Annotated in this window: 19 protein-coding genes; 7 read left to right on the forward strand and 12 right to left on the reverse strand. The window is 74.4% G+C overall.

Going from position 1 to position 21680, the window contains the following annotated elements; translation table 11 throughout:
* Positions 1–3: 3 nt before the first annotated feature.
* Positions 4–597, reverse strand: coding sequence for a TetR/AcrR family transcriptional regulator (locus ABT092_RS12270; RefSeq protein ID WP_351242708.1), 594 nt, complete (start codon positions 595–597; stop codon positions 4–6).
* 265 nt (positions 598–862) lie between these two features.
* Between ABT092_RS12270 and ABT092_RS12275 the strand changes: the two genes are divergently transcribed.
* Together ABT092_RS12275 and ABT092_RS12280 are read left to right on the forward strand one after the other, a co-directional pair.
* Entirely contained in the window at positions 863–2125 is a 1263-nt protein-coding gene (locus ABT092_RS12275) for an exo-beta-N-acetylmuramidase NamZ family protein (RefSeq protein ID WP_351242710.1), read from the forward strand.
* 245 nt (positions 2126–2370) lie between these two features.
* On the forward strand, positions 2371–2973 hold the full coding sequence (locus tag ABT092_RS12280) for a hypothetical protein (RefSeq protein ID WP_351242712.1): 603 nt from the start codon (positions 2371–2373) through the stop codon (positions 2971–2973).
* Positions 2974–3039: 66 nt separating this feature from the next.
* Here ABT092_RS12280 and soxR read toward each other — a convergent pair whose 3' ends face one another.
* From soxR to ABT092_RS12305, 5 genes are all read right to left on the reverse strand, one after another.
* The gene (gene soxR / locus ABT092_RS12285; RefSeq protein ID WP_351242714.1) at positions 3040–3615 is read right to left on the reverse strand and encodes a redox-sensitive transcriptional activator SoxR; all 576 of its coding nucleotides are present in this window, start codon (positions 3613–3615) and stop codon (positions 3040–3042) included.
* Positions 3616–3686: 71 nt separating this feature from the next.
* Positions 3687–4313: a TetR/AcrR family transcriptional regulator gene (locus ABT092_RS12290; protein WP_351242716.1), complete on the reverse strand. Its 627-nt coding sequence runs from the start codon at positions 4311–4313 to the stop codon at positions 3687–3689.
* Between the two features lie 63 nt (positions 4314–4376).
* A complete protein-coding gene (locus ABT092_RS12295; RefSeq protein ID WP_351242718.1) occupies positions 4377–5189 on the reverse strand; it encodes a MerR family transcriptional regulator in 813 nt (270 codons plus the stop codon).
* Positions 5182–5721 (reverse strand): VOC family protein, encoded by a 540-nt coding sequence (locus tag ABT092_RS12300; RefSeq protein ID WP_351242720.1) that lies wholly within the window; start codon positions 5719–5721, stop codon positions 5182–5184. The genes ABT092_RS12295 and ABT092_RS12300 overlap by 8 nt, the downstream gene beginning before the upstream one ends.
* Before the next feature lie 82 nt (positions 5722–5803).
* Positions 5804–6091: a YiaA/YiaB family inner membrane protein gene (locus ABT092_RS12305; protein ID WP_351242722.1), complete on the reverse strand. Its 288-nt coding sequence runs from the start codon at positions 6089–6091 to the stop codon at positions 5804–5806.
* Between the two features lie 160 nt (positions 6092–6251).
* Here ABT092_RS12305 and ABT092_RS12310 point away from each other — a divergent pair, with 160 nt between their 5' ends.
* Positions 6252–6986 carry a TetR family transcriptional regulator gene (locus ABT092_RS12310; RefSeq protein ID WP_351242724.1) on the forward strand — a complete coding sequence of 245 codons (735 nt, stop codon included), beginning with the start codon at positions 6252–6254 and terminating at the stop codon, positions 6984–6986.
* Here ABT092_RS12310 and ABT092_RS12315 read toward each other — a convergent pair.
* A complete protein-coding gene (locus tag ABT092_RS12315; protein WP_351242726.1) occupies positions 6929–10126 on the reverse strand; it encodes an AfsR/SARP family transcriptional regulator in 3198 nt (1065 codons plus the stop codon). The two genes, ABT092_RS12310 and ABT092_RS12315, sit on opposite strands and share 58 nt — an antisense overlap.
* Positions 10127–10294: 168 nt before the next feature.
* On the opposite strand from ABT092_RS12315, the gene ABT092_RS12320 reads away from it, so the two are divergent.
* The gene (locus ABT092_RS12320; RefSeq protein ID WP_351242728.1) at positions 10295–11056 is read left to right on the forward strand and encodes an SDR family oxidoreductase; all 762 of its coding nucleotides are present in this window, start codon (positions 10295–10297) and stop codon (positions 11054–11056) included.
* A gap of 37 nt (positions 11057–11093) precedes the next feature.
* On the opposite strand, the gene ABT092_RS12325 is transcribed toward ABT092_RS12320, so the two are convergent.
* From ABT092_RS12325 to ABT092_RS12335, 3 genes are all read right to left on the reverse strand, one after another.
* Positions 11094–12293: an MFS transporter gene (locus ABT092_RS12325; protein ID WP_351242730.1), complete on the reverse strand. Its 1200-nt coding sequence runs from the start codon at positions 12291–12293 to the stop codon at positions 11094–11096.
* A gap of 100 nt (positions 12294–12393) precedes the next feature.
* Positions 12394–13809: a CitMHS family transporter gene (locus ABT092_RS12330; protein WP_351242732.1), complete on the reverse strand. Its 1416-nt coding sequence runs from the start codon at positions 13807–13809 to the stop codon at positions 12394–12396.
* Positions 13810–13941: 132 nt separating this feature from the next.
* A complete protein-coding gene (locus ABT092_RS12335; protein WP_351242734.1) occupies positions 13942–16194 on the reverse strand; it encodes a molybdopterin-dependent oxidoreductase in 2253 nt (750 codons plus the stop codon).
* 270 nt (positions 16195–16464) lie between these two features.
* On the opposite strand from ABT092_RS12335, the gene hmgA reads away from it, so the two are divergent.
* Together hmgA and ABT092_RS12345 are read left to right on the forward strand one after the other, a co-directional pair.
* Positions 16465–17814 carry a homogentisate 1,2-dioxygenase gene (gene hmgA / locus ABT092_RS12340; protein ID WP_351242736.1) on the forward strand — a complete coding sequence of 450 codons (1350 nt, stop codon included), beginning with the start codon at positions 16465–16467 and terminating at the stop codon, positions 17812–17814.
* 83 nt (positions 17815–17897) lie between these two features.
* Positions 17898–18656 (forward strand): GntR family transcriptional regulator, encoded by a 759-nt coding sequence (locus ABT092_RS12345; protein ID WP_351242737.1) that lies wholly within the window; start codon positions 17898–17900, stop codon positions 18654–18656.
* 126 nt (positions 18657–18782) lie between these two features.
* Here the strand turns inward: ABT092_RS12345 and ABT092_RS12350 are convergent, their stop codons facing one another.
* Positions 18783–19052, reverse strand: coding sequence for a hypothetical protein (locus tag ABT092_RS12350; RefSeq protein WP_351242739.1), 270 nt, complete (start codon positions 19050–19052; stop codon positions 18783–18785).
* Positions 19053–19319: 267 nt separating this feature from the next.
* On the opposite strand from ABT092_RS12350, the gene ABT092_RS12355 reads away from it, so the two are divergent.
* Positions 19320–20423, forward strand: coding sequence for a serine/threonine-protein kinase (locus tag ABT092_RS12355; protein WP_502968428.1), 1104 nt, complete (start codon positions 19320–19322; stop codon positions 20421–20423).
* Between the two features lie 36 nt (positions 20424–20459).
* Here the strand turns inward: ABT092_RS12355 and ABT092_RS12360 are convergent, their stop codons facing one another.
* Positions 20460–21278, reverse strand: coding sequence for an SGNH/GDSL hydrolase family protein (locus ABT092_RS12360; RefSeq protein ID WP_351242741.1), 819 nt, complete (start codon positions 21276–21278; stop codon positions 20460–20462).
* Between the last annotated feature and the right edge of the window lie 402 nt (positions 21279–21680).

Genomic DNA, 21680 nt, shown 5'->3' on the forward strand with positions numbered 1-21680 from the left:
CGATCAGGGCCGCAGGGCGCGCAGCAGCAGGTCGGCGAGGTGGTCGGCGACCTGCCGCGGGGTCAACGGGTGGTCGGCCCGGTACCAGCTGGGCAGGTGGTGCACGGAGCCGAAGTGGTGGTCGACGACGAGGTCGGCCGGCGTCTCCCGGGTGAACGCCCCGCTGTGCTGCCCCTCTTCGACCAGGGCGCGGAACCGCTCCCTGAGGTGGCGCCGTTCGGCCTCGATCCGGCCGGACTTCTGCGGGCCGAGCTGGTGCAGGGAGCGTTGGACGATGGCGGCGCCGTCCAGGTGCTCGATGGTGGTGAGGGCGATGCCGGCGGCGACGGCGCGCAACCGGTGGTCGACGGGCGCGTCCGTCGCCGCGGCGGCGTCGAGGTGGGCCTGCTGGAGCGCGAGCGTCCGGGAGTGGATCTCCTGGAGCAGGTCCTCCTTGGAGCCGAAGTAGTGGTAGAGCGCGCCCTTGGTGACCCCCGCGGCGGCCACGATCTCCTGGACGGAGGTGCGGTCGTAGCCCTGGTCGGCGAAGAGGCGGGTGGCCGCCGCCATGAGCCGGCTGGGGACGGGCGCCCCGTCGCCGTCCGTCGTCCTGGGCACCTGCGCACCCGCCTTCCTGTGTCGTGGGTCGGGCCCCGGAGGTCGCCGTGCGACGGTGGGACGGCTTGGACCCTACCCCCGCGGGGGACGCACCGGCACCGGCAGCCGCCGGCGACTGGCGCGTATCCCCCGTGCCGGCGGCGTTCAGCGGTGACCGGCGTCCCGCTAGCGTGCGCGATCACGACTGCTTCCTCTTGACGAAAGGTCGGAAGATGACGGTTTCCGTTCGGCCGGGGCGCATGAGCACGAGGACGGAGGTCGGCCCGTGACATGGTCCCGGCGCGGTCTGCTGACCGCCACCGGTGGGGCCGCCGTGGCCGCGGGCGCCGGGAGCGTTCCGCCGGCCGTCGCGGCCGGGGCACGCCGACGGACGGCGACCGGGTTCGCCCGGCTGGCGGCCGAGGGGTACGCGCGGTTGGCGGGCGAACGGGTCGGCGTGGTCACCAACCCGACCGGTGTCACCCACGACCTGCGGCACGTCGTGGACGTAATGCACGCCGACGACCGGGTGGACCTGGTGGCGGTCTTCGGGCCGGAGCACGGGTTCCGGGGCACGGCGCAGGCGGGCGGTTCGGAGGGCCGTCACGACGACCCGGCGACCGGTCTGCCCGTCTACGACACCTACCGGCTGCGCGGCGAGGCGTTGGCCCGGGTGTTCCGGACCGCCGGGGTGGACACCGTGGTCTTCGACGTCCAGGACGTGGGCGCACGCTTCTACACCTACGTCTGGACGTTGTACGACTGCATGGAGGCCGCCGAACTCGCCGGCAAACGGGTGGTGGTGCTCGACCGGCCGAACCCGGTCTCGGGCCGGGGCGCTCACGGACCGGTGCTGCGCGAGGAGTTCGCGACCTTCGTGGGCCGCAAGCCCCTCGCCCAGGCGCACGGGATGACGGTCGCCGAGTTGGCCCGGCTCTTCAACCGGGAGTACCTCGAACGGCCGGTGGAGTTGGACACCGTCCTGATGTCCGGTTGGCGGCGGGCCGACTTCCACGGGGCGACGGGGCTGCCGTGGGTGCCCCCGAGCCCCAACATGCCGACCCCAAAGACCGCGCTCGTCTACGCGGGCACCTGCCTGTTCGAGGGGACCAACCTCTCCGAGGGGCGCGGCACCACCCGCCCGTTCGAACTGCTGGGCGCCCAGGGCCTGGACGGCCGTTGGGCCGCCGCCGCCAACGGAACGGGCCTGCCCGGGGTGCGTTTGCGCGAGGCGTACTTCGTCCCGGCGTTCGGCAAGTTCGCGAACACGACCGTGGGCGGGGTCCAGTTGCACGTCCACGATCGGACGGCGTTCGACCCGGTCCGTACCGGGATCGGCTTGCTGATCACCGCCAAGCGGACCTGGCGCGACTTCCGTTGGCGCTTCGACCCGGGGCCCGGCACCTTCTGGGTCGACCACCTCACGGGGTCGCCGCTGGTCCGCACGGCGATCGATGGGGGCGCGGAGGTGGACGAGGTCGTCGCGGCCTGGCGTGCGGAACTGTCCGGGTTCCGGGCGGTGCGCCGGCGGTACCTCTCCTACGACTGACGGCACCCCCGGCACCCGCTCCGGGGCGGCCCGGGCCGGTCGCTCCGGCGGTGGACATCCGTCAAGTTCGTCCGGTGTTCAGGGACGCGACCGGCCCCGATGCACGGAAAACCAGTGGTTTTCAGCCAGGTACGCCTCTCCCGGCGAAGAGTGAGGGAGCCAATCCGGTTCCTCGTTCGTCTACTCGACAACGCTCGAACGACGTCCGACGAGCGTGTTCGCACACGTGATGGAGGTGCACGACAATGGCCGGATTTCGAAGCCTCGCGAGACAGGTGCGGGATCCCCGCAACGATCTGGCGCTTCGGAGGTACTCCCTGCGCAAGTGCCTGGAGCGGTTCGCCCCCTACGGGCACCGGGCGACCTGGGACCACCTGTCCTCGCGGGCCGGCTTCGGCCCCGAGGACCGGTCCCCGGACCCGGCCCGGCTGGTGGCGGCGCTCGACGAGTTGGAGGACGCGCGCGCGGTGTGGCTCGCGTACGAGGAGGAGTTCGCGGAGCGCCGGCGCCGGGAGAAGCAGGACGGCCTGCGGCGGCCCGGACGCGTCGACGATTGGCACCGGCTGACCTGGGGCGGTTTCGGGGTGGCGTGGTGCGATGATCCCGAGGTGCACCCTCGGGCTCCGCTGGGGGACGTGCTGCGGCGGTTGATCGCCGCGCTGGAGCGGGAGGCGGGGGACGGGTGCCCCGTCTGCGGGAACGAAGAGTTGCTGTGGCAGCACGACCTGGCGCACGCCCCGTCGTCCGGTGCGGTGTGCCAGCGGTGCGGGATCGTCGTACCGGGACCGGTGCTGACGGCGCGCGCCGTGACCCGGGCCCGGCGGGCCCGGGCGCTGGTGGGCGTGTAGGTCGCCCCGGGGCCGGGACGGGGGGCACGGGGGCGGCCCCGGTGGTCGGGCACCGTCAGCGGGGGATCACGCCGCGGGACCCTCGGCGGGACCGCACGCCGGATCGCACACGACGGTGTCGGCGGTGTCCGCGGATCCGGGACCGCGGGCGGCCGAGCCGCTGGACCGGGCCGGAGCGGACGGCCGGGTCCGGGAGGGCAGCAGCCGCGAACCCGCGTGCTCCTGGCCGAAGGCGTCGTCCGGGTTGGACAGGACGCAGGTCTCCAACGACAGGCAGCCACAGCCGATGCAGTCGGTCAAGTGGTTGCGCAGCCGGCCGAGTTGTTTGATGCGCTCGTCCAACTCCGACCGCCACGCGCGGGAGAGCCGGGCCCAGTCCTCCCGAGTGGGGGTGCGTTCCTCGGGGAGCTCGGACAGGGCGGCCCGGATGGTGGCGAGCGGGATGCCCACCCGTTGGGCGGCCCGGACGAAGGCCACCCGGCGCAGCGCGTCCCGGTGGTAGCGGCGTTGGTTGCCCGAGGTGCGCCGACTGCTGATGAGCCCCTTGGCCTCGTAGAAGTGCAGGGCGGACACGGACACTCCGCTACGGGCGGCGAGTTGGCCGACCGAGAGTTCATTGACCTTCACCGGGATCTGGGGCACCCTTCGCAGCCTACCCATCCCGTGCCGTGCGCGGAGGAGTCGTCCACCGGCCCGGTCGGCGTGCCGCCGCGCTAACCGGTGCGGTGTCCGACCATGCGCAGCACGAGGTCCGCGTAGAGCGCACCGACCTCGTCGGGGGTGCGGCGGCCGGCCGCGTTGAACCAGCGGGCCACGTCGGTGCAGAGCGAGAGCACGGCGACGGTGGTGCCCGGGACGTCGGCCACCCGGAACTCTCCCGTGCGCACGCCCTCCTCGATCAGCGTGCGGACCACCGCGTCGGTGCGTCGACGCAGTGCGACGACCTCGGCCCGCGCCGTCTCGCCGAGGGCGTCGAGTTCGTACTGGACGACCCGGGCCGTGGTGTGCTGGGCCGCGTGCCAGCGGACGAAGGAGCGCACGGCGCCGGCGAGCCGGTGGGCGGCGGTGCCGGGCTCGGCAGCGGCCCGTTCCAGGACCTCCAGGGCCCTGAGGTGCCCGATCCGGCTGATCCGGAGCAGGAGTTCCTCCTTGGTCCGGTAGTGGATGTAGAGCGCGGCGGGGCTCATCCCGGCCCGACCCGCGATGTCCCGGGTGGTGGTGGCGTGGTAGCCGCGGTCGGCGAACGCGTCCACGGCGGCCACCAGCAGCCGGCGGGCCGCGTCCGGTGTGACCTCGCTCCAGGGCGTGGTGCCGTCGCCGGTGTCGTCCACCGCGGTCATGGCGCGCTCCTCGTTCCGTCCTCACCGGTGGGGGTCACGATACCCGGGCGGATGAGCGGGCGCTTAGGGCCTGTCCTGCCAGCCCGCGGTGTCGGGGTCGATGCCGTGGGCCCGTGCACTGGCGTCGACGACCCGGCGGAACCACGCCGCGAGGCCGGGGCGGACGGCGTCGTAGTGGGCGGCGAAGGCCGGCTCCGCCTCGTACCTGCGGGCGAGGCAGACCTGCATCTGCCGGGTGAGGGGGAAGTACGCGGCGAAGACCTCGCGGTGCCGTTCGACGAGCCGGTTCGCCTCCGGCCCGCCCGGGGTGACGCCGGCGTCCATCGCCTCCCCCAGGGCCCGGTCGAGGGCGGCGACCGCGTCGGTGACGGCCTGCCACTCCTCGGGGCCGCGGGCGGCCGAGCGTTCGGCGTACTGCGACCACTGCGCGGTGTCCCCGTAGCGTTCGCGGGCCTGCGCGGACCAGTCCGAATTCCACCCGGGGCCGAGGATCGCGGCCTGCTGCTCGACGGTCAGCAGCAGGCCGCGCTCGTGGGCGTCGATCATCCGGTCCAGTCCTGCGCCGAGCTCTCGGAGGCGGTCGATCCGTTCCTCCACCTGGGCGCGCTGCACGCGCAGGGTGCCGGGCACGTCCGTGGTCGTGTCGTCCAGGACGGCCCGGATCCCCTCCAGGCCGAGGCCGAGCTCGCGGTAGACGACGATGCGCTGGAGGCGTCCCAGATCGCCGACGGTGTAGAGCCGGTACCCGGCGGCCGTGCGCAGCGAGGGGCTCGCCAGACCGATCCCGTCCCAGTGGTGCAGCGTCCGGACCGTCACGCCCAGCCGGGCGGCGACCCGGCCGACGGACAGGCCGTCGCCGTCGGCGGCATCAGACACGGGTCCCCTCGTCGACGCCGGGGTCGCCGGCGGGCGCGGTGATCCCGATGGCCGCGAGGTTCCTGGCCTCCCGGCTCGTCGGGTCGAAGGGCTTCGCCGCGGTGAGGACGACGGTGGCGTTCTCGGGGGTGGTCACGGTCACGTCCCGGGTGTTCCAGGGGGTGTCCCGCGGGCCGTCGACCGAGCCCGGGCGCACCGCCCGGCAGTCCTCGACCAGGGAGTCGACCTGGCTCAGCACGCAGGCGAAGCTGACGCTCATCGCCGACGACCGCTCCGGAAGGTCTTCGGCGGCGACCAGGAGCACGTCCTGGAAGGCCCACCGCCGCAGGTGCACCAGCCGACCGGGAATGCCGAACAGCGCGAAGAACCCGAGCCCCTGGGTCCAAAAGTCGACCGATGCCGTCAGGTCGTTCGTGGGGATCGTCACGAACGCGGGCATTCCGTAGATGCCGCGGAACGGCTCCGGGGGCACGGCGTCGGGACCGGGCGCGGGCACGGGACTCATCTCGAACGCGGGGTAGTGATCGCTCATGCCGTCCACTCTCGACCCTCACGCGGCGTGAGGGTCAAGCCGGGGCGTTCGATCCACCCTCCCGGCCCGGCGCACCGGGTGCCTAGAGCTTCTCGAAGGGGTCGTGCGCGGCGAGCAGCTTGTCCACCCGCGCCTGGTCGACCCGGCTGGTGATGCGCTCCGCCTCCTGACGGTCCCGGATGACCTTGGCCAGGGTGAAGCTCGACGTCACGAGGTACAGGACCGCGATGGCCAGGAACCCCCGCACCCAGGAGTCCGCCTCCAGCCGGGCGATGCCCACGCCGATGGCTCCCAGGGCGATCACGAAGGAGGCCAGGGCCTGACCGTAGAACGCCGCCGTCGACCGTTGCTTGACCGCTGAATCACTCATGGCCGCCATGATGGGCGGCCCCGTCGGACGCCGGATCCGTACGGGTACTCAGGTCGCTACTCAGGGCGTGCGGAAGGGCCCCGGGCCCCGTGCGCACCAAGGGTCCCGGCCTCCCCACGGACGGAGCTGCGGGCCCCGGCCCGGCCCTACGATGTGGCGCATGCCCAGAGCCCGCAGACCGCTGCTCAGCAAGGAACGCATCGTCGAGACGGCCCTCGGCCTGGTGGACGCGGAGGGGCTGGCGGCGCTGTCGACCCGGCGCCTCGCCGCGGAGTTGGGAGTGAGCGGGCCCTCCCTCTACAACCACTTCCGGACCAAGGACGAGATCCTCGACGCGGTCGCGGACGCGGTCAGCGCCCAGGTGGACCTGTCGATGCTCCGGGGCGGGCGGGACTGGCGCGGGGCGCTGCACGACTGGGCGGTGTCCTACCGGCGGGCGCTCGGCGCCCACCCCCACGTCGTTCCGCTGCTGGCCCGGCGGTCCGGGCGCCGGCCGGCGGCGCTCCGGCTGGCCGAGGCGGTGTTCCGGGCGCTGGTCGACGCGGGCTGGCCCCCCGCGCAGGCCGGGTCCGTGGCGGCGTCGATGCGGTACTTCGTGATGGGGGCCGCCCTGGGCTCCCTCGCCGGGGCGCCCGCGGACCGGACGGACGGCCCCGCACCGCACGGCCCGGCCGCCCGGCCCCGGCCGGCGGGCCGGCCCGCCTCCCTGGTGGAACGCGCGGGCGCGGTGGACGACCGGGCGTTCGACTCGGGGCTGGCAGCCCTGCTCGACGGGCTCGCCCTCCAGTACCCGCCGGCCGGGGCGCACGGGCGGGAACCCCTCCCCCGGACGGACCGTCAGCGGGGCGGCCCGGGTGGACCGCCGGCGGCGCCCTCGGCGAACGCGGCCTCGTAGGAGGCCTCGCCCAGGGCCTCGCGCGCCCTCCCCGTCACCCGGTCCACATCACCCCGCTCGGCCCGGGGCAGCGGGGCGCCGACCGAGGAGCGGGCGGCCGCCGCCGCCCCCAACAGGCGTGCGGCGCAGCGGTGCCGCCCGGCCAACGCCCGTGCCCCGGCGAGCCCTTCCAGGGCGAGGGCCACGGCCCGCGGGTCGCCGGTCTCCCGGGCGGCCGCGAGTCCTTCGGCGTGCCGGGCCAGGGCCGTTTCGGCGTCCCCGCGCAGTTCCGCGACGAAGCCCAGTTCCGCCAGGATCAGTGCGGTGCCGTACTCCGCGTCGAACTGACGGTTCCAGGCGAGCCAGCGCCGCAGGTACCCGTCGGCCTCGTCCCACCGTCCCCGGCGCCGGGCCGCGAGCGCCAGCCCCATCTCGGCGAACTCCTCCGCCGGGCGGTCGCCCTGTTCCACGGCCAGCCGCCGCCCCCGCTCGTGGAGTTCGTCGGCCCGGACGTGGTCCCCGGTCAGCAGGGCGATCCGGCCCAGCTCCGACCAGCGCAGGGAGGCGTCGGTCCACAGCCCCAGGTCCTCGGCGAGGGCCAGCCCCTCCCGGTGCAGCCGGGCGGCCTCGGGATAGTCCCCGGCGATCTCCGCGAGCCGGCCCAGGACGGCCATCGCCTGGAGCCGGCCCCAACCGTCGCCGAGCTCCCGGAAGAGCGCGAGGCTCTCCTCGCCCCGGCGGCGGGCGGAGAGGAGGTCCCCGGACACGTACGCCTGCACGCCCCGGGTGCTGAGCCCCGCGGCGACGGCCCAGCGGTCCCCCCGGGTCCGGGCCTCGACCAGCACCCGGTCCAGCAGGTCCTCCCCCACCACCAGGTCGGCGAACCGGGTGGCGGCGTAGCCCAGGAGCCAGCCCGCCCGGGCCCGCTCGTGCGGGTCCTCGACGGCCTCGTACGCGGCGACGAGGTCCGCGCAGCGGCGGTCCGCGCCCTCCGGGGCGCCGGTGAGCAGCCCGACGCCGAGGCGCCACGCCCGGCTCCCGGCGCCGCCCGGCAGTGCGGCGACCCGGTCGAGGCAGCGACGGGCCTCGGTCAACCGGCCGCGCAGGAACCAGTACCAGACCATCGCGTGCACCAGGCGGCGGGCCAGGGCGGGGTCCCGGTCGGCGACCGCGGCGTCGAGGGCGGCCCGGACGTTGGCGGCCTCCGCGTCCAACCGCAGCAGCCAGCGCTGTTGGTCGGGCCCCCGCAACAGCGGGTCGGCCCGTTCCGCGAACCGCGCGTAGTGGTGGGCGTGGGCCCTGCGCACCCGGTCGTGCTCGTCGCCGCACAGGCGCTCCAGGCAGTACGCCGACACCGACTCCAGCAGCCGGTACCGGGGGCCGTCCGGTTCGTGGCAGACGAGCACCAGCGAGCGGTCCACCAGTCGGGCCAGCAGGTCCAGTACGTCGCCCCGCTCCACTCCGTCGCCGGCGCAGACGGCCTCCGCGGCGGACAGGGTGCAGCCGTCCGCGTGGACGGCGAGACGGCGCAGCACGAGTTGCTCGGCCGCGGTCAGCAGCTCCCAGCTCCAGTCGATCACGGCGCGCAGCGTCTGTTGCCGGGCCGGGGCGCCCCGGCGGCCCCGGGTGAGCAGGCGGAACCGGTCGTCGAGGCGTTCCGCCAGTTCGGCGGCGCCGAGCACCCGGACCCGGGTGGACGCCAGTTCCAGGGCCAGCGGCAGCCCGTCGAGCCGGCGGCAGATCGCGGCCACCGCGGGGGCGTTGTCGGCGGTGAGGACGAAGCCGGGGGAGGTGGCGGCGGCCCGGTCGAGGAAGAGCCGGACCGCGCTGGAGCGGCGGAGCGCCGCGGGGGCACCGTGGGCCTCGGGCAGGTCGAGCGGGGGCACCGGCCACAGGTGTTCGCCGGCGACGCCCAGCGGCTCCTGGCTGGTGACCAGGAGCCGGACGCCGGGCGCCTCCCGCAGGAGGGTGCGGGTCAGCCGGGCCGCCGCCTCGACGACGTGTTCGCAGTTGTCCAGCACGAGCAGCAGACGCTGCCCGCGCAGGGCGTCGGCGAGCCGGTCGAGCGGGGTGCGCGGGGGTCCGCCCGGCAGCGGGCCGGGCCCGGTGCCGTCCCTCAGGGCCAGGGTCGCGGCGACCAGTTCCGCCAGCGCGGCGGGGTCCGGCTCGGTGGACCGCGGCTGGGACGCCAGTTCCACCAGCCACACGCCGTCCGGGTGGGTTCCGGCGAGCCCGGCGGCCACCTCGGTCACGAGCCGGGTCTTGCCCACCCCGCCCGGCCCGGTCAGGGTCACCAGCCGGCCCGCCGCCATCCGCGAGCGCACCTCGGCCACGGCGTCCTCGCGCCCGAACAGCGCGGTGACCGGGACCGGGAGGTTGGTGCGGGGGCGGGGACCGGCCGCGGGGAGCGGGGTCGGGTGCAGGGACGGGTCCTGGCGGAGGATCTCCTGGTGGAGCGCGACCAGTTCGGGGCCGGGGGCGAGTCCCAGTTCGTCGTCCAGCCGTCGGCGCAGCTCGTGGAAGCCGTCCAGGGCCTCGGTGGGGCGCCCGGCGCCGTAGAGCGCGCGCAGGTGCGCGGCGCGCAGCCGCTCCCGCAGGGGGTGGCGGGCCACCGGGTCGCCCAGTTCGGCGGCGAGCGCTCGGTGCTCGCCCAGGGCGAGGCGGGCCTCGGCCCGTTCCTCGACGGCCAGCAACCGCTGTTCCTCCAGGCGGGCGGCGGCTTCGCGGGCGAAGGGCTCGTCGACGAAGTCGGCGAAGGCGGGACCGCGCCACAGGTCGAGCGCCTCGGCGAGGAGCCGGGCGCGGGCCCCGGGGTCCCCGGCGGTACGGGCCCGGGCCAGCAGCGCGGTGAACCGGCCGGCGTCCACCGCCTCGGCGGGGACCTCCAGCGCGTAGCCGAGCGCCCGGCGCACCAGCAGGCCGTCGGCCCCGGCCGCGGTGCACACCCGGCGCAGTCGGGAGACCAGGGTCTGGAGGGCGCCCGCGGGGCGGGCCGGCAGGGCGTCGCCCCACAGGTGGTCGACGAGGCGGTCGGCGGGGACGGCCCGCCCCGGATCGGTCAGCAGCACGGCGAGCAGCAGGCGGACCTTGGTCTCCGGCACCGTCACGGCCTCGCCCCGGGCCGAGGTGACCGTCAGCGGACCCAGTATCCCGAAACGCATGGCCTCACCGTACGGCGTCGTTGCGGACGGCCGGCGGGCCGGTGACGCGGAAGGCGCCCGCGAGGGGCCGCAAGTGGATCGAAAGTCGACCGCAAGGACCGGTGCGCAGTCTGTGGGTGCCGGTGGAAGCCGGCGCCCACCGCACGTCCACCGATCGGGGAGTCGTCCATGAGCAGGTTCGCGGGGAAGAAGGCCGTCGTCACGGGCGGGACGCACGGCATGGGGTTGGCCATCGTCGAGGCGCTGCTCGACGGGGGTGCCGAGGTGGTGCTGACGGGCCGCGACGAGAAGCGGATCGAGGAGGCGCGCACCGCCTTGGCCCCGCGCGCCGCGCACGTGGTGCGGTCCGACGCGGCGAGCATGGCGGACATCCGGCGGCTGGCCGACGCGGTGCAGGAGCGGCTGGGGCGGGTGGACTACCTGTTCGTCAACCACGGCTTCGCCGAGGTGCAGACCTTGGAGGAGGTCACCGAGGAGTCCTGGGACCGGCACTTCGACGTGAATGCCAAGGGCGCCTTCTTCACGGTGCAGAGCCTGTCGCCGTTGATCGAGGACGAGGGGGCGATCGTCTTCACCACGGTGGCCAACGACCTGATCTTCCCGGGGCTGAGCGCGTACTCGGGGGCGAAGGAGGCCGTGCGCGCCTTCGCCCAGGTGCTCGCGGCGGAGTTGCTGCCCCGTCGGATACGGGTCAACTCGGTGGCCCCGGGGTACATCAAGACCCCGTCGATGGGGATGCCGGGACTGACCGAGGAGCAGCGCCGGGAGTTCGAGGAGCAGGGCAGCCGCGCGACCCCGCTGCGGCGCAACGGCACGGTGGCGGAGGTCGCGGCGGCGGCGCTGTTCCTGGCCGCGGACGCGACGTTCAGCACCAATGTCGAGCTGCCGGTGGACGGTGGGTTCGCCCAGGGGCTCGGCAGTGGCCACTGACGTGGGCCCCACCGCCCGCAGGAACGTTTCCTCTGGGTCAGAGGTCGCGGTCCCGTAGCGCCAGGCCCGCGGCGCCCACCAGCAGGCCGCCCAGCAGCACGAACGGCGCCGCCGTCCCCACCGCGCCGGCCAACAGGCCGGCGCCGGCCGGGGCGGCGACCTGGCCGAGGCGGTTGCCGGTGAGGCGCAGGGCCAGGGCGGTGGAGCGGGCCTCGGCCGGGGCGGCCCGGACGACCGTGGTCATCGACAGGGGCTGGCCGGCCCCGAGGCAGAAGCCGAGCAGGGCGAGCATCACGGCCAGTTGCCACACCGGAACCGGGAGGGCCACGGCCGCGCACAGCAGACCACCCAGCAGACAGCTCCCCACCAGCAGGGCGGTGCGGCCGATGGCCTGGATCATCGGCCCCATGAACAGGCGGCAGGCGATGGTCGTGGCGGCCCGCAGGCTGAGCAGCAGACCGACCACGAGGGGGCTGATGCCCCGGTCCTCGCCGAGCACCGGCAGGTAGGCGGTGAGGACGTCGGTGACGGAGAGGATGGCCAGGCTGATGAAGATGCCGCCGGGCACCCCCCTGGTGCGCAGGATGCGGTGCACGGGGACGCGGTCGGCGCGGTCGGGCGGCGGACCGGCGGCGGACCGGCGTTCGATGCGCCACAGCGAGCCCAGCCCGAGCAGGCCGGTGCCGGCGGCGATCACCAGGGCCAGGGCGCTGGTCCGGGCGAGTTCGCCGCCCTCGCCGGCGACGACCAGACCGGCCCCCACCGGGCCGACCAACTGGCCGAAGGAGACGCCGACGGTGAGGTACCCGAAGTTGCGGTCCTGGTCGGCGGGGGCCGACTGGCGGGCCACCAGGGACTGGGCGCCGATCACGAAGCAGAGGTGGCCGAGGCCCATCAGGCCGCCCCAGGCGGCCATGGCGGTCAGGGAGTCGGCGGTGGCGCTGAGGACGGTGCCGCCGGATATCAGGATCACCCCGGCGGGCAGCAGCGGGGCGCAGCGGCCGTGGTCGGTGCGGCGCCCGAGGGGGACGGCCGCGAAGAGCGGGAGGAGGGCGTACACGCCGGCGATGATGCCGATGGCGCGTTCGTCGGCGCCGAGCGCGAGGGCCCGGTAGGACACCGCGGGTCGGGCCATGGCCACCGCCGCCTGCGCGAAGCTGAAGGCGATGACGAGGCGGAGCAACCAGAACCGGTGGTTACTACAGTCCCCGTCTGCGGGGTCTGGGGATCTGGACACGGGCCCTCCCGGGGTGGAACAGGGGACGGCGGTCGAACGCCGGGGTGGCAGGGTTCCCCGGTGTTCGACCGCCGTCGGCTTCGGTGATGCCGATCAGGAATCAGATGATGCCAAACAGGAATCCGGCGGCGAGCACCACCAGGGAGGTGAGCGCCGCCCACTTCACGGTGAACCGGGTGTGGTCGCCGAATTCGACCTTCGCCATGCCGACCAGCACGTACACCGCGGGCACCAGCGGGCTGGACATGTGCAGCGGCTGACCGACCAGGGAGGCGCGGGCGATCTCCAGCGGGGCCACGCCGTGGGCGGCGCCGGCTTCGGCGAGGACCGGGAGGATGCCGAAGTAGAACCCGTCGTTGGACATGAAGTACGTGAACGGGAGCGAGAGCAGGCCGGTGACCACGGCCATGTGCGGGCCCATCCAGTCGGGGATGGCGGAGACCACGGCCTTGGCCATGTCGTCGACCATGCCGGTGCCCTGGAGGACGCCGGTGAAGACGGCGGCGGCGAACACCATGCCGGCGACGTTGAGCACGTTGTCGGCGTGGGCGGCGATGCGGGCCTTCTGGTCGGGCATGTGCGGGAAGTTCACCGTCAGGGCGAGGGCGGCACCCAGCATGAAGAGCACCGGGATCGGCAGCAGCTCCATGATCATGGCGGTGAGCAGGGCGATCGTCAGACCGGCGTTGAACCAGTACAGCTTGGGGCGCAGGGTGGCACGGTTCGGGTCGAGGACGTGGAAGCCCTCGTGCTCGTCGTCATCGTCGTCCGCGTCGGTGCCGGCGCCGGAGCCGCCGGTGGTGGTGGCGGTGGTGCCGTCCTTGCCGGAACCGCCGGCGCCCACCAGGACCTTCTCGTCGACGGTGTCGGTCTCGTTCTCGACGGCCTCGTCGAGGGAGAGGTAGCCGAGGCGCTTGCGCTCGCGGCGGCCCAGCACGTAGGCGAGGGCGAAGACGCCGAGCAGACCGACGGCCAGGGCCGGGATCATCGGGACGAAGATCTCGCTGGCGTCGAGTTTCAGGGCGGTCGCGGCGCGGGCGGTGGGGCCGCCCCAGGGCAGGGTGTTCATGACGCCGTTGGCGGTGGCGGCGATGCCGGTCAGCACGACCAGGCTCATCTTCAGCCGCTTGTACAGCGGGTACATCGCCGAGACGGTGATCATGAAGGTGGTGGAGCCGTCGCCGTCCAGGGAGACGATCGCGGCGAGCGCGGCGGTGCCGACGACGATCCGCATCGGGTCGGCCTTGGCGAACCGCAGGATGAGGCGGACGATCGGGTCGAAGAGGCCGACGTCGATCATCACGCCGAAGTAGACGATGGCGAACATCAGCATCGCCGCGGTGGGCGCGAGGTCGCCGATGCCTTCCAGGACGTAGTCGCCGAGGTTGGCGCCCTCGCCGACGAGCACGCAGAAGAGCGCGGGGATGAGGACCAGCGCCGCGATCGGCGAGACCTTCTTCATCATGATCAGAACCAAGAAGGTCGCGATCATGGCAAACCCGAGGATGGTCAGCATGAGTGTTTACCTAACGTTCGCCCTTGAACCGTGTGGCTCTCACACCAGGGCCTGCGGTCAGCGAGACGTTAGGTCGCGCGGGATTGAGTTAACAAGATGTTGACATGCGAGCAATAAGCGCGAAAGTCCAGGTCACAGGCGGATGACGGCGAGCCGCACCGGGACGGCGTCCAGCACGGCGGTCCCGGACAACGGGTCGAGCAGGCTTCCGTCGAGCAGACGGTTGACGCTGACCTCGGAGTTTGCGGCGGTGATCCGCAACGGGGTGCCGGTCCCGCCGCGCGGCAGGCTGACCACTCCGGGGCGCACCGCGTCGGTGATCTCCACGGGGGCGGTGACCTCGCCCCCGGAGCCGGTGATCCGCACCCGGTCGCGCGCGGTCAGGCCCAGGGTGCGCGCGTCCTCGGGGTGGACGTGCAGGGCGCGTCCGGGGGCGTCGCCCCCGGACCCCGGCGGGCGTCGACCGACCAGGACGAAACCGCCGGGGCGGTCGTGGCGGGCCAGGGCGAGCCGGGTGAGGTCGGCCGCGATCGGGGCGGGGAGCAGCTCGATGCGTCCGCTGCGGGTGGCCAGCGGCTGCGGGAGCCTGGGACGCAGCGGGCCCAGGTCGATGCCGTGCGGGGCGTCGAGGAGCCGGCGCAGGGTGAGGCCGCCGGCGCGGGCGCCGAAGCCGTCCCCGTAGGGGCCGAGGCGGAGCATCAGGTCCAGGCGGCGCTCGGCGCCGCACAGGCCGTCCAGTTCCTCGGCGAGCGCCTGCGGATCGCGGCCGTGCACGGGGCCGGCGGGGTCGGACACGGCCTGTCCGAGGGCGTGCCGGACGACGAGCGCGTCCAGTTCGGCCGGGTCGGTGCCGTGGCGTCCGGTGGCGGCGAGCACCAGTCGGGCGTGGATCTCCGTCTCGGCCATCGCGCCCTCGTCCAGGGGGACGGCGGGCCGGCTGTAGCGTGCCTGGTTGCGCACGGCCAGCATGTTGAAGGCGAAGTCGTAGTGCGGCGAGCGGGAGGGCCGGGGCGGGGGCAGCACCACATGGGCGTGGCGGGTGGTCTCGTTGAGGTAGGGGTCCACGCTGACCATGAAGTCCAGCCGGGCGAGCGCCCGGTCCAGCCGGTCGCCGTCGGGTGCGGACGGCACGGGGTTGGCGGCGCTGGTGATCAGGGCCCGCAGCGGACCGCCGCCGAGCCCGCCGGGCACCCCCTCGCCCGGGGTGTCGATCTCCTCGGCCAGGGCGGCGAGCGGCAGCTCGCCCTTGACCTCGGGGTGACCGCTGACCCGGCTGCGCCAGCGGCCGAGGGGGAAGCCGCGGCCGGGTCCGACGGGGCGCGGCGGCCGGTCGGTGGCGGACCGCGGGAAGAGCACCCCGCCGGGACGGTCGAGGTTGCCGGTGAGCACGTTGAGGACGTCGCCGAGCCAACCGGCGAGCGTACCGAAGAGGACGGTGCCGGAGCCGATGCGACCGTATACGGCGGCGGTGGGGGCGGCGACCAGTTCCCGGGCGAGGGTGCGAATGGTGTCGGCGGGCACGTCACAGGCGGGGCTGACGGCCTCCGGGGTGAACTCCACCAGCGCCTGGCCGAGGGCGGGCACCTGGGTGACGTGGGGCGCGAGGTGGCGCAGCCGGACGAGGTCCTCGGCGAACAGGACGTTCGCCATCGCGGCCAGCAGCAGGGCGTCGGTGCCGGGGCGGATGGGGACGTGCCGGTCGGCGAGGCGGGCGGTGCGGGTGCGGCGCGGATCCACGACGGTGAGGGTGCCGCCGCGGGCCCGCAGGGCCTCCAGCCGGCCGGGGAAGTCCGGGGCGGTGCAGAGGCTGCCGTGGGACTCGACCGGGTCGGCGCCCAGCAGCAGCAGGTGGTCGGTGCGGTCCAGGTCGGGCACGGGGATGGCGTGGGGGTCGCCGAAGAGCAGCCCGCTGGAGACGTGCCTGGGCATCTGGTCGAGGGTGGCGGTGGTGAACAGGCTGCGGGTGCCGATGCCGTTGACCAGGAGCGGCGGGTAGAGGACGCCGGCGACGGTGTGCACGCCGGCGTTGCCGAGGACCACGCCCACGGCATCGGGTCCGTACTCCTCGACCACGGGTCCCAGCCCGGCGGCGACCGCGTCGAACGCCTCCGGCCAGCCGGTCTCGACGAGCCGGCCGCCCTTGCGCACCAGCGGTCGGGCGAGTCGGTCGGGGTCGCCGTCGACGTCGCCGAACAGGGCGCCCTCGGGGCAGATGAAGCCGTGGCTGAACACGTCCTCGCGGTCGCCGCAGGCCCGGACGACGGCGGTGCCCTCGATGGTGAGGGCCAGCCCGCAGGTGGCCTCGCACAGCGGGCAGACCCGCAGTGCGGTCCGTCTGTCCCCGGGCACCGGGGAGGCGGCGGACGCCAAGGGCGCTGACGGCATGGGGACTCCATGGTGCGTGACGGCATTCGGCACGGAAGCGCTCGGGGTGAGCATACCGACTGGTATGGACCAGTGGGAGTCCCTTCTCCCTCTTCACCCGGGTCCCGCTCCCGGCGGGCAAGTCCCCCGCGCCCCCTCCTCGTTGGCGGGCCGCTCCGGAGCGGTCCGCCCGGCGGCCTCCGCACGGACGGCTCCCCCCGGCGCGCCCCTTGCGCCGAGGGGAGCCGAATCCTACGGTGATACAGAGGAATAGTTGACGAGGGAGCCCCGATGAGCGGTGACGCCGCCCGGAAGACCGCCGAGAGCCTGACCTATGCGACCGGTTTCGGCAACGAGCACAGCACCGAGGCCGTCCCGGGCGCCCTGCCGCTCGGGCGCAACTCGCCCCAGCGCGCCCCGCTCGGCCTGTACGCGGAACAGCTGAGCGGAAGCGCCTTCACCGAGCCCCGCGCCGACAACCGGCGCAGCTGGCTCTACCGGGTGCGCCCGTCCGCCGCGCACCCCGCCTTCACCCGGACCGACTCGGGGTCCCTGCGCACGGCACCGTTCACCGAGACGGTCCCCGACCCGAACCGGCTGCGCTGGGACCCGCTGCCCGAGCCCGCTCCCGGCACCGACTTCCTGGCCGGCCTGTGGACCCTCGGCGGCAACGGCGACGCGACCGCCCGGACCGGCATGGCCGTCCACCTGTACCACGCCAACGCCCCCATGACCAACCGGGTGTTCGGCAACTCGGACGGCGAGCTGCTCATCGTCCCCGAGCGCGGCGGGCTGCTGCTGCGCACCGAACTGGGCCTGCTCGCCGCCCGCCCCGGCGAGGTCGTGCTGATCCCCCGGGGCGTCCGCTTCCGGGTGGAGCCGCTGGACCCCGGACCCGGGGGCGGGACCCCCACCGCGCGGGGGTACGTGTGCGAGAACTACGGCCGCCCCTTCCAGCTCCCCGAGCGCGGTCCCATCGGGGCGAACGGCCTCGCCAACGCGCGGGACTTCCGGGCGCCGGTCGCGGCGTTCGAGGAGATCGAGGGGCCGGTGGAGGTGGTGAACAAGTTCTGCGGCCACCTGTGGACCGCGACCTACGACCACTCCCCGCTGGACGTGGTGGCCTGGCACGGCACGCACGCCCCGTACGTCTACGACCTGCGCGCCTTCAACGTGATGGGCTCGATCAGCTACGACCACCCGGACCCGTCGATCTTCACCGTGCTCACCTCCCCGTCCGACACCCCGGGACTGGCGGCGGTGGACTTCGTGGTGTTCGCACCGCGTTGGCTGGTGGGCGAGGACACCTTCCGGCCGCCGTACTTCCACCGGAACGTCATGAGCGAGTACATGGGGCTGATCGAGGGGGCGTACGACGCCAAGTCCGGGGGCGAGGGCGGGTTCGTCGCCGGCGGGGGCTCCCTGCACACCATGATGTCGGCGCACGGCCCCGACCGGGAGACCTTCGACCGGGCGAGCGCCGCCGACCTGGTGCCGCAGCGCGTCGACGACGGCCTGGCCTTCATGTTCGAGACCCGCTGGCCCGTCCTCACCACCGCCCAGGCCGCCGGGGCGGACCACCTCCAGCGCGGCTACGACGATGTGTGGCAAGGTCTGGAGCGCCATTTCCGGCGCCCCTGACGGGGCCGCTGACAGACCGCGGGCGGAAGGTCCCGAGCGCCGCACGCAGGCTCGGGCCCCGCACCGAACGATTCGGAGAAGTCGTGACCGCTTTCGCCCCGGACTCGATCGTCCTGAATCGCAAACTGCCGCTGTGGTACCAGGTGTCGCAGTCGTTGCGTGCCTCGATACTCGGACGGGCGCCCGAGGCACCGCTGCGGCTGCCCACCGAGGAACAGCTGGCCGGACACTACGGCGTGAGCGTGCTCACCATGCGGCAAGCCCTCAAGGAGTTGGAGGACGAGGGTCTGATCAGCCGCCACAGACGGCGGGGCACCTTCATCGAACCGGCTGCCCGGCGGGGTGCTCCGGTGCGGCTGCTCGGCTCGGTGGACGCGATCGTGGCCCAGCAGTCGGGCATGACCACCCGTCTCCTCGACCACGGACGGGTACCGGTCCCGCACCCGTACGCGGAGCTGTTCCCGGACCTCACGGAGGTGGCGACCTACCACCGGCTGCGCGCCGACGAGACGACCGGTGAACCCACCAACCACGCGCGCAACTACGTGCGCCCGGAGCTGGCCGAGCGGATGGACCCCGCGGACTTGGAACGCTGGCCCATGACCAAGGTGCTGCGGGACGTGGCGGGGGCGCACATCGGTCGGATCACCGACACGGTCGAGGCCCGGCTCGCCGACCCGGACACCGCCCGGCTGCTGGACGTACCGCTACTGAGCCCGATCCTGCACTACACGGGCGTGATCCACGACGAGGACGGCCGGGTCCTGGACCTCGCCGTCATCCACTACCGGGGCGACCGGTTCTCGTTCACCGTCAGCCTGGACGCGCACCCGCCCGCCTGAGCGCCCGCCGGGGCGGCGGGTCGGCTGGGGAGGGCCGACACGACGCCGTGCGGAACGGGCGGAGCGGCGCTCCGCCCGGGGAACGGGCAGTGGACGCGGACGGCGGCACCCGGCCGCCGTCCGCCGTCAGTGACTGCCGAAGAGCGAACGGCGGAGCCGGCGCAGCGGGGCGAAGAGCGACACCCGTCGCATCCGGGCCTCGCGGCCGCCGGTCTCGCGGGCGGTGCCGCGTGTCGTCAGCTCCCGCATCAGCGAGGTGGCCTCGGCCGCCTCGCGCTGCGGCACCGCGGGGCCGCCGAGCACCGCGAGGTGACGGTCGAGGCGCGAACTGGTCGCGCTGCTTCCGCAGGTGATCGCAGGGACGCGCGCCCTGCTGCGGACTGTCATCTGTTCCATTTCTCTCCCCACCCGTACGAGGGCACCCGGCCCGGGCAGGTTAACCCTATCCCCCCAGGACGACACCCCGGTATCCCACCCGGACGATTCGCCCATGGGGCGTAGGCGTTGACACGTGACCCGGAGGTCACCCGTACGCCGCGCGTCCCCTCCGGCGCACGACCGCGGCCGTGCCCCCGACCCGCCGGACCGTCGGGCCTTGGGGAGGGTCACGGGCACCCCCACCGGGTATCTGGTGGGCATCGGACGCGGCGAAGGGGGACGCGGATGACCGGGGAACCGAACGGTGCACACGGCGGGGACGGAGGACCGGACCGCGCGGACCGCAGCGGGCCGGACGGGCCCCCGCCCCTGCTCAGCGGGCGCTACCGGCTGTCCGCCCGGATCGGCGAGGGCAGTACCGCCACGGTGTGGTCGGCCCGGGACGAGGCGCTGCGCCGGGACGTGGCCGTCAAGGAGGTGCGGGCGCCCGCCGGTTCGAGCGCGACGGACGCGGCCCGGCTGTACGCCCGGGTGGAGCGGGGGGCCTGGGCGGCGGCCCGCATCTCCCACCCCCGGGTGGTCGCGGTCCACGACGTGGTGGTCCAGGGGCGTCGTCCGTGGATCGTGATGGAGCTGGTCCGGGGGCTCGCCCTGTCGGAGGTGCTGGCCACCGAGGGGCGGCTGCCGGTGCGGCGGGTGGCCGCGATCGGCGTCGAGGTGCTGGCCGCGCTGCGCGCCGCCCACGAGGTGGGGGTGCTGCACCGGGACGTGAAGCCGGCCAACGTGCTGCTCGCCAACGACGGCCGGGTGATGCTCTCCGACGTGGGCATCGCGACCGCGGAGGGCGTGTCGGCGCTGACCCGGGCGAGCGAGATCACCGGTTCGCCCGGGTTCCTGGCGCCCGAGCGGGCGCTGGGCAGGGTGTCGAGCCCGGAATCGGACCTGTGGTCGCTCGGGGTGCTGTTGTACGAGGCGGTGGAGGGCCGCTCCCCGTTCCGCCGGGAGACCGTCGCGGACACGCTGCGGGCGGTGGTGGACGAGGAACCGCCCCCGATGCGGTGCGCCGACGCGCTGGAACCGGTCGTCACCGGGTTGTTGCGCAAGGACCCGGCGGCACGGCTGTCGGCGGCCGGGGCGCTGCGGGACCTGCGCACCGTCGCCGCCGGGGGACGACGCGAGCCGTCCGGGAACTCCGCGGCCGGGATGCCGGCGGAGGCCGCGGACGCGGCGGGCGGGGAGGCGGCGGGCCACTCCCCCGCCCCGGCTGCGGTGCCCGTCGCGCCGGGCGCCGTCCCGGCGGGCCGGGACGGTCGTGCCCTCGCGGCGGCGGGGGCGGCGGTGCTCGTCCTCCTGGTGGCCGCACTGGTGCTGGTGCTGGTGCTCCGCTGACCGGCGGGTCCGGGGACCCGCCGGGGCGCCGCCCGGTCAGGCGACCGCGTCCAGGGCCGGCAGGTAGCCGCGTGACTGGCCGCTGGCCTTGGGGTGGTACGACTCGCTGACGTTCAGCAGCTTGACGCTGTGCAGCCAGGAGTCGCCGGAACAGATCTCGTGCCCGGCGAACCGCCCGGCGACGCCGGCGAAGGTGAAGCCGTGGTCGGCCGCGCGCTTGGCGAGGGCCCGGTTGAGGTGGTCGGCCGCGGAGTTGATGCCGGAGCGCTCCCGTTCCGAGAGGCCCGCGACGCACCGCCCGTCGAGCTGGTAGAAGCGGGGGTAGCCGAGGACGACCACCTCGGCGGCGGGCGCCCGGTCGGCGATCGCACGGTAGAGCTCGTCGAGCCGACCGGGAAGGGTCGAGTCGACGTAGGCGCGGGCGGTGGCGATCCGGGACAGACAGGCGCTCTCGGAGCGGGTGACGCAGGTGCTCATGACGTCGGCGAAACCCGCGTCGTTGCCGCCGACCGTGAGGCTGACCAGTCCGGTGGAGCGGCCGAGCGGGGCGAGCTGCCCGTCCAGGACGTCACCGGTGCGGGCGTTGGCGCAGGCGGTGAAGTGGAAGGACGAGGGGGAGTTGGCGGCCGCCCACAGCGCCGGGTAGGCCCGCGGGGTGCGCTTGCAGGAGCCGCTGGCCCCCTCGTACGCACCGGCGCCCAGACCGGAGGAGTAGGAGTCGCCGAGGGCCACGTAGCCGGAGGCTGCGGCCCGGGGCGCCCCCTGGACGGGCGCGGCGCCGCCCAGGGTCAGGCCGACGGCGACGAGGAGCGAGGTGAGAACGGCCCGGTGGGGGGCGAGTCGGGGATCTCGCACGGAACCTCCCTTGAACGGGGTCTCCATGACGGTGCGGCCGGACCGGCGGACCGAGCGGGCGGACGGGGCCGCACCGTTGGAAATGTTCATGACATACGTGCCGGTTTCATTCCCTGGACGACCGCCAGCGACTCTCCGGGCACTTCATTTTCTTCCGCCTTTTTCCCGACAACGCACCATCAGGAAGGTGGTGTGGAAGCGTGTTGCGGCGCATGTGTCGCGTGACGCCTCCGTACACGCGCCTGCGCTCTCCGGCACCACCCCGCACGACCCCCCGTCCCGCCACCCGCACCCCGGCCGCCGCCGAGGACCACAGGCCGTCGACGGGGCCGGCGGCCCCCGAAAACCCGGATGCGCCGCTCGCCGGGGGTGCCGGATCATGACGGCCATGTCTGCCACGCC

This window comes from Streptomyces sp. NPDC002490, assembly GCF_040296045.1.
Classification (GTDB): domain Bacteria; phylum Actinomycetota; class Actinomycetes; order Streptomycetales; family Streptomycetaceae; genus Streptomyces.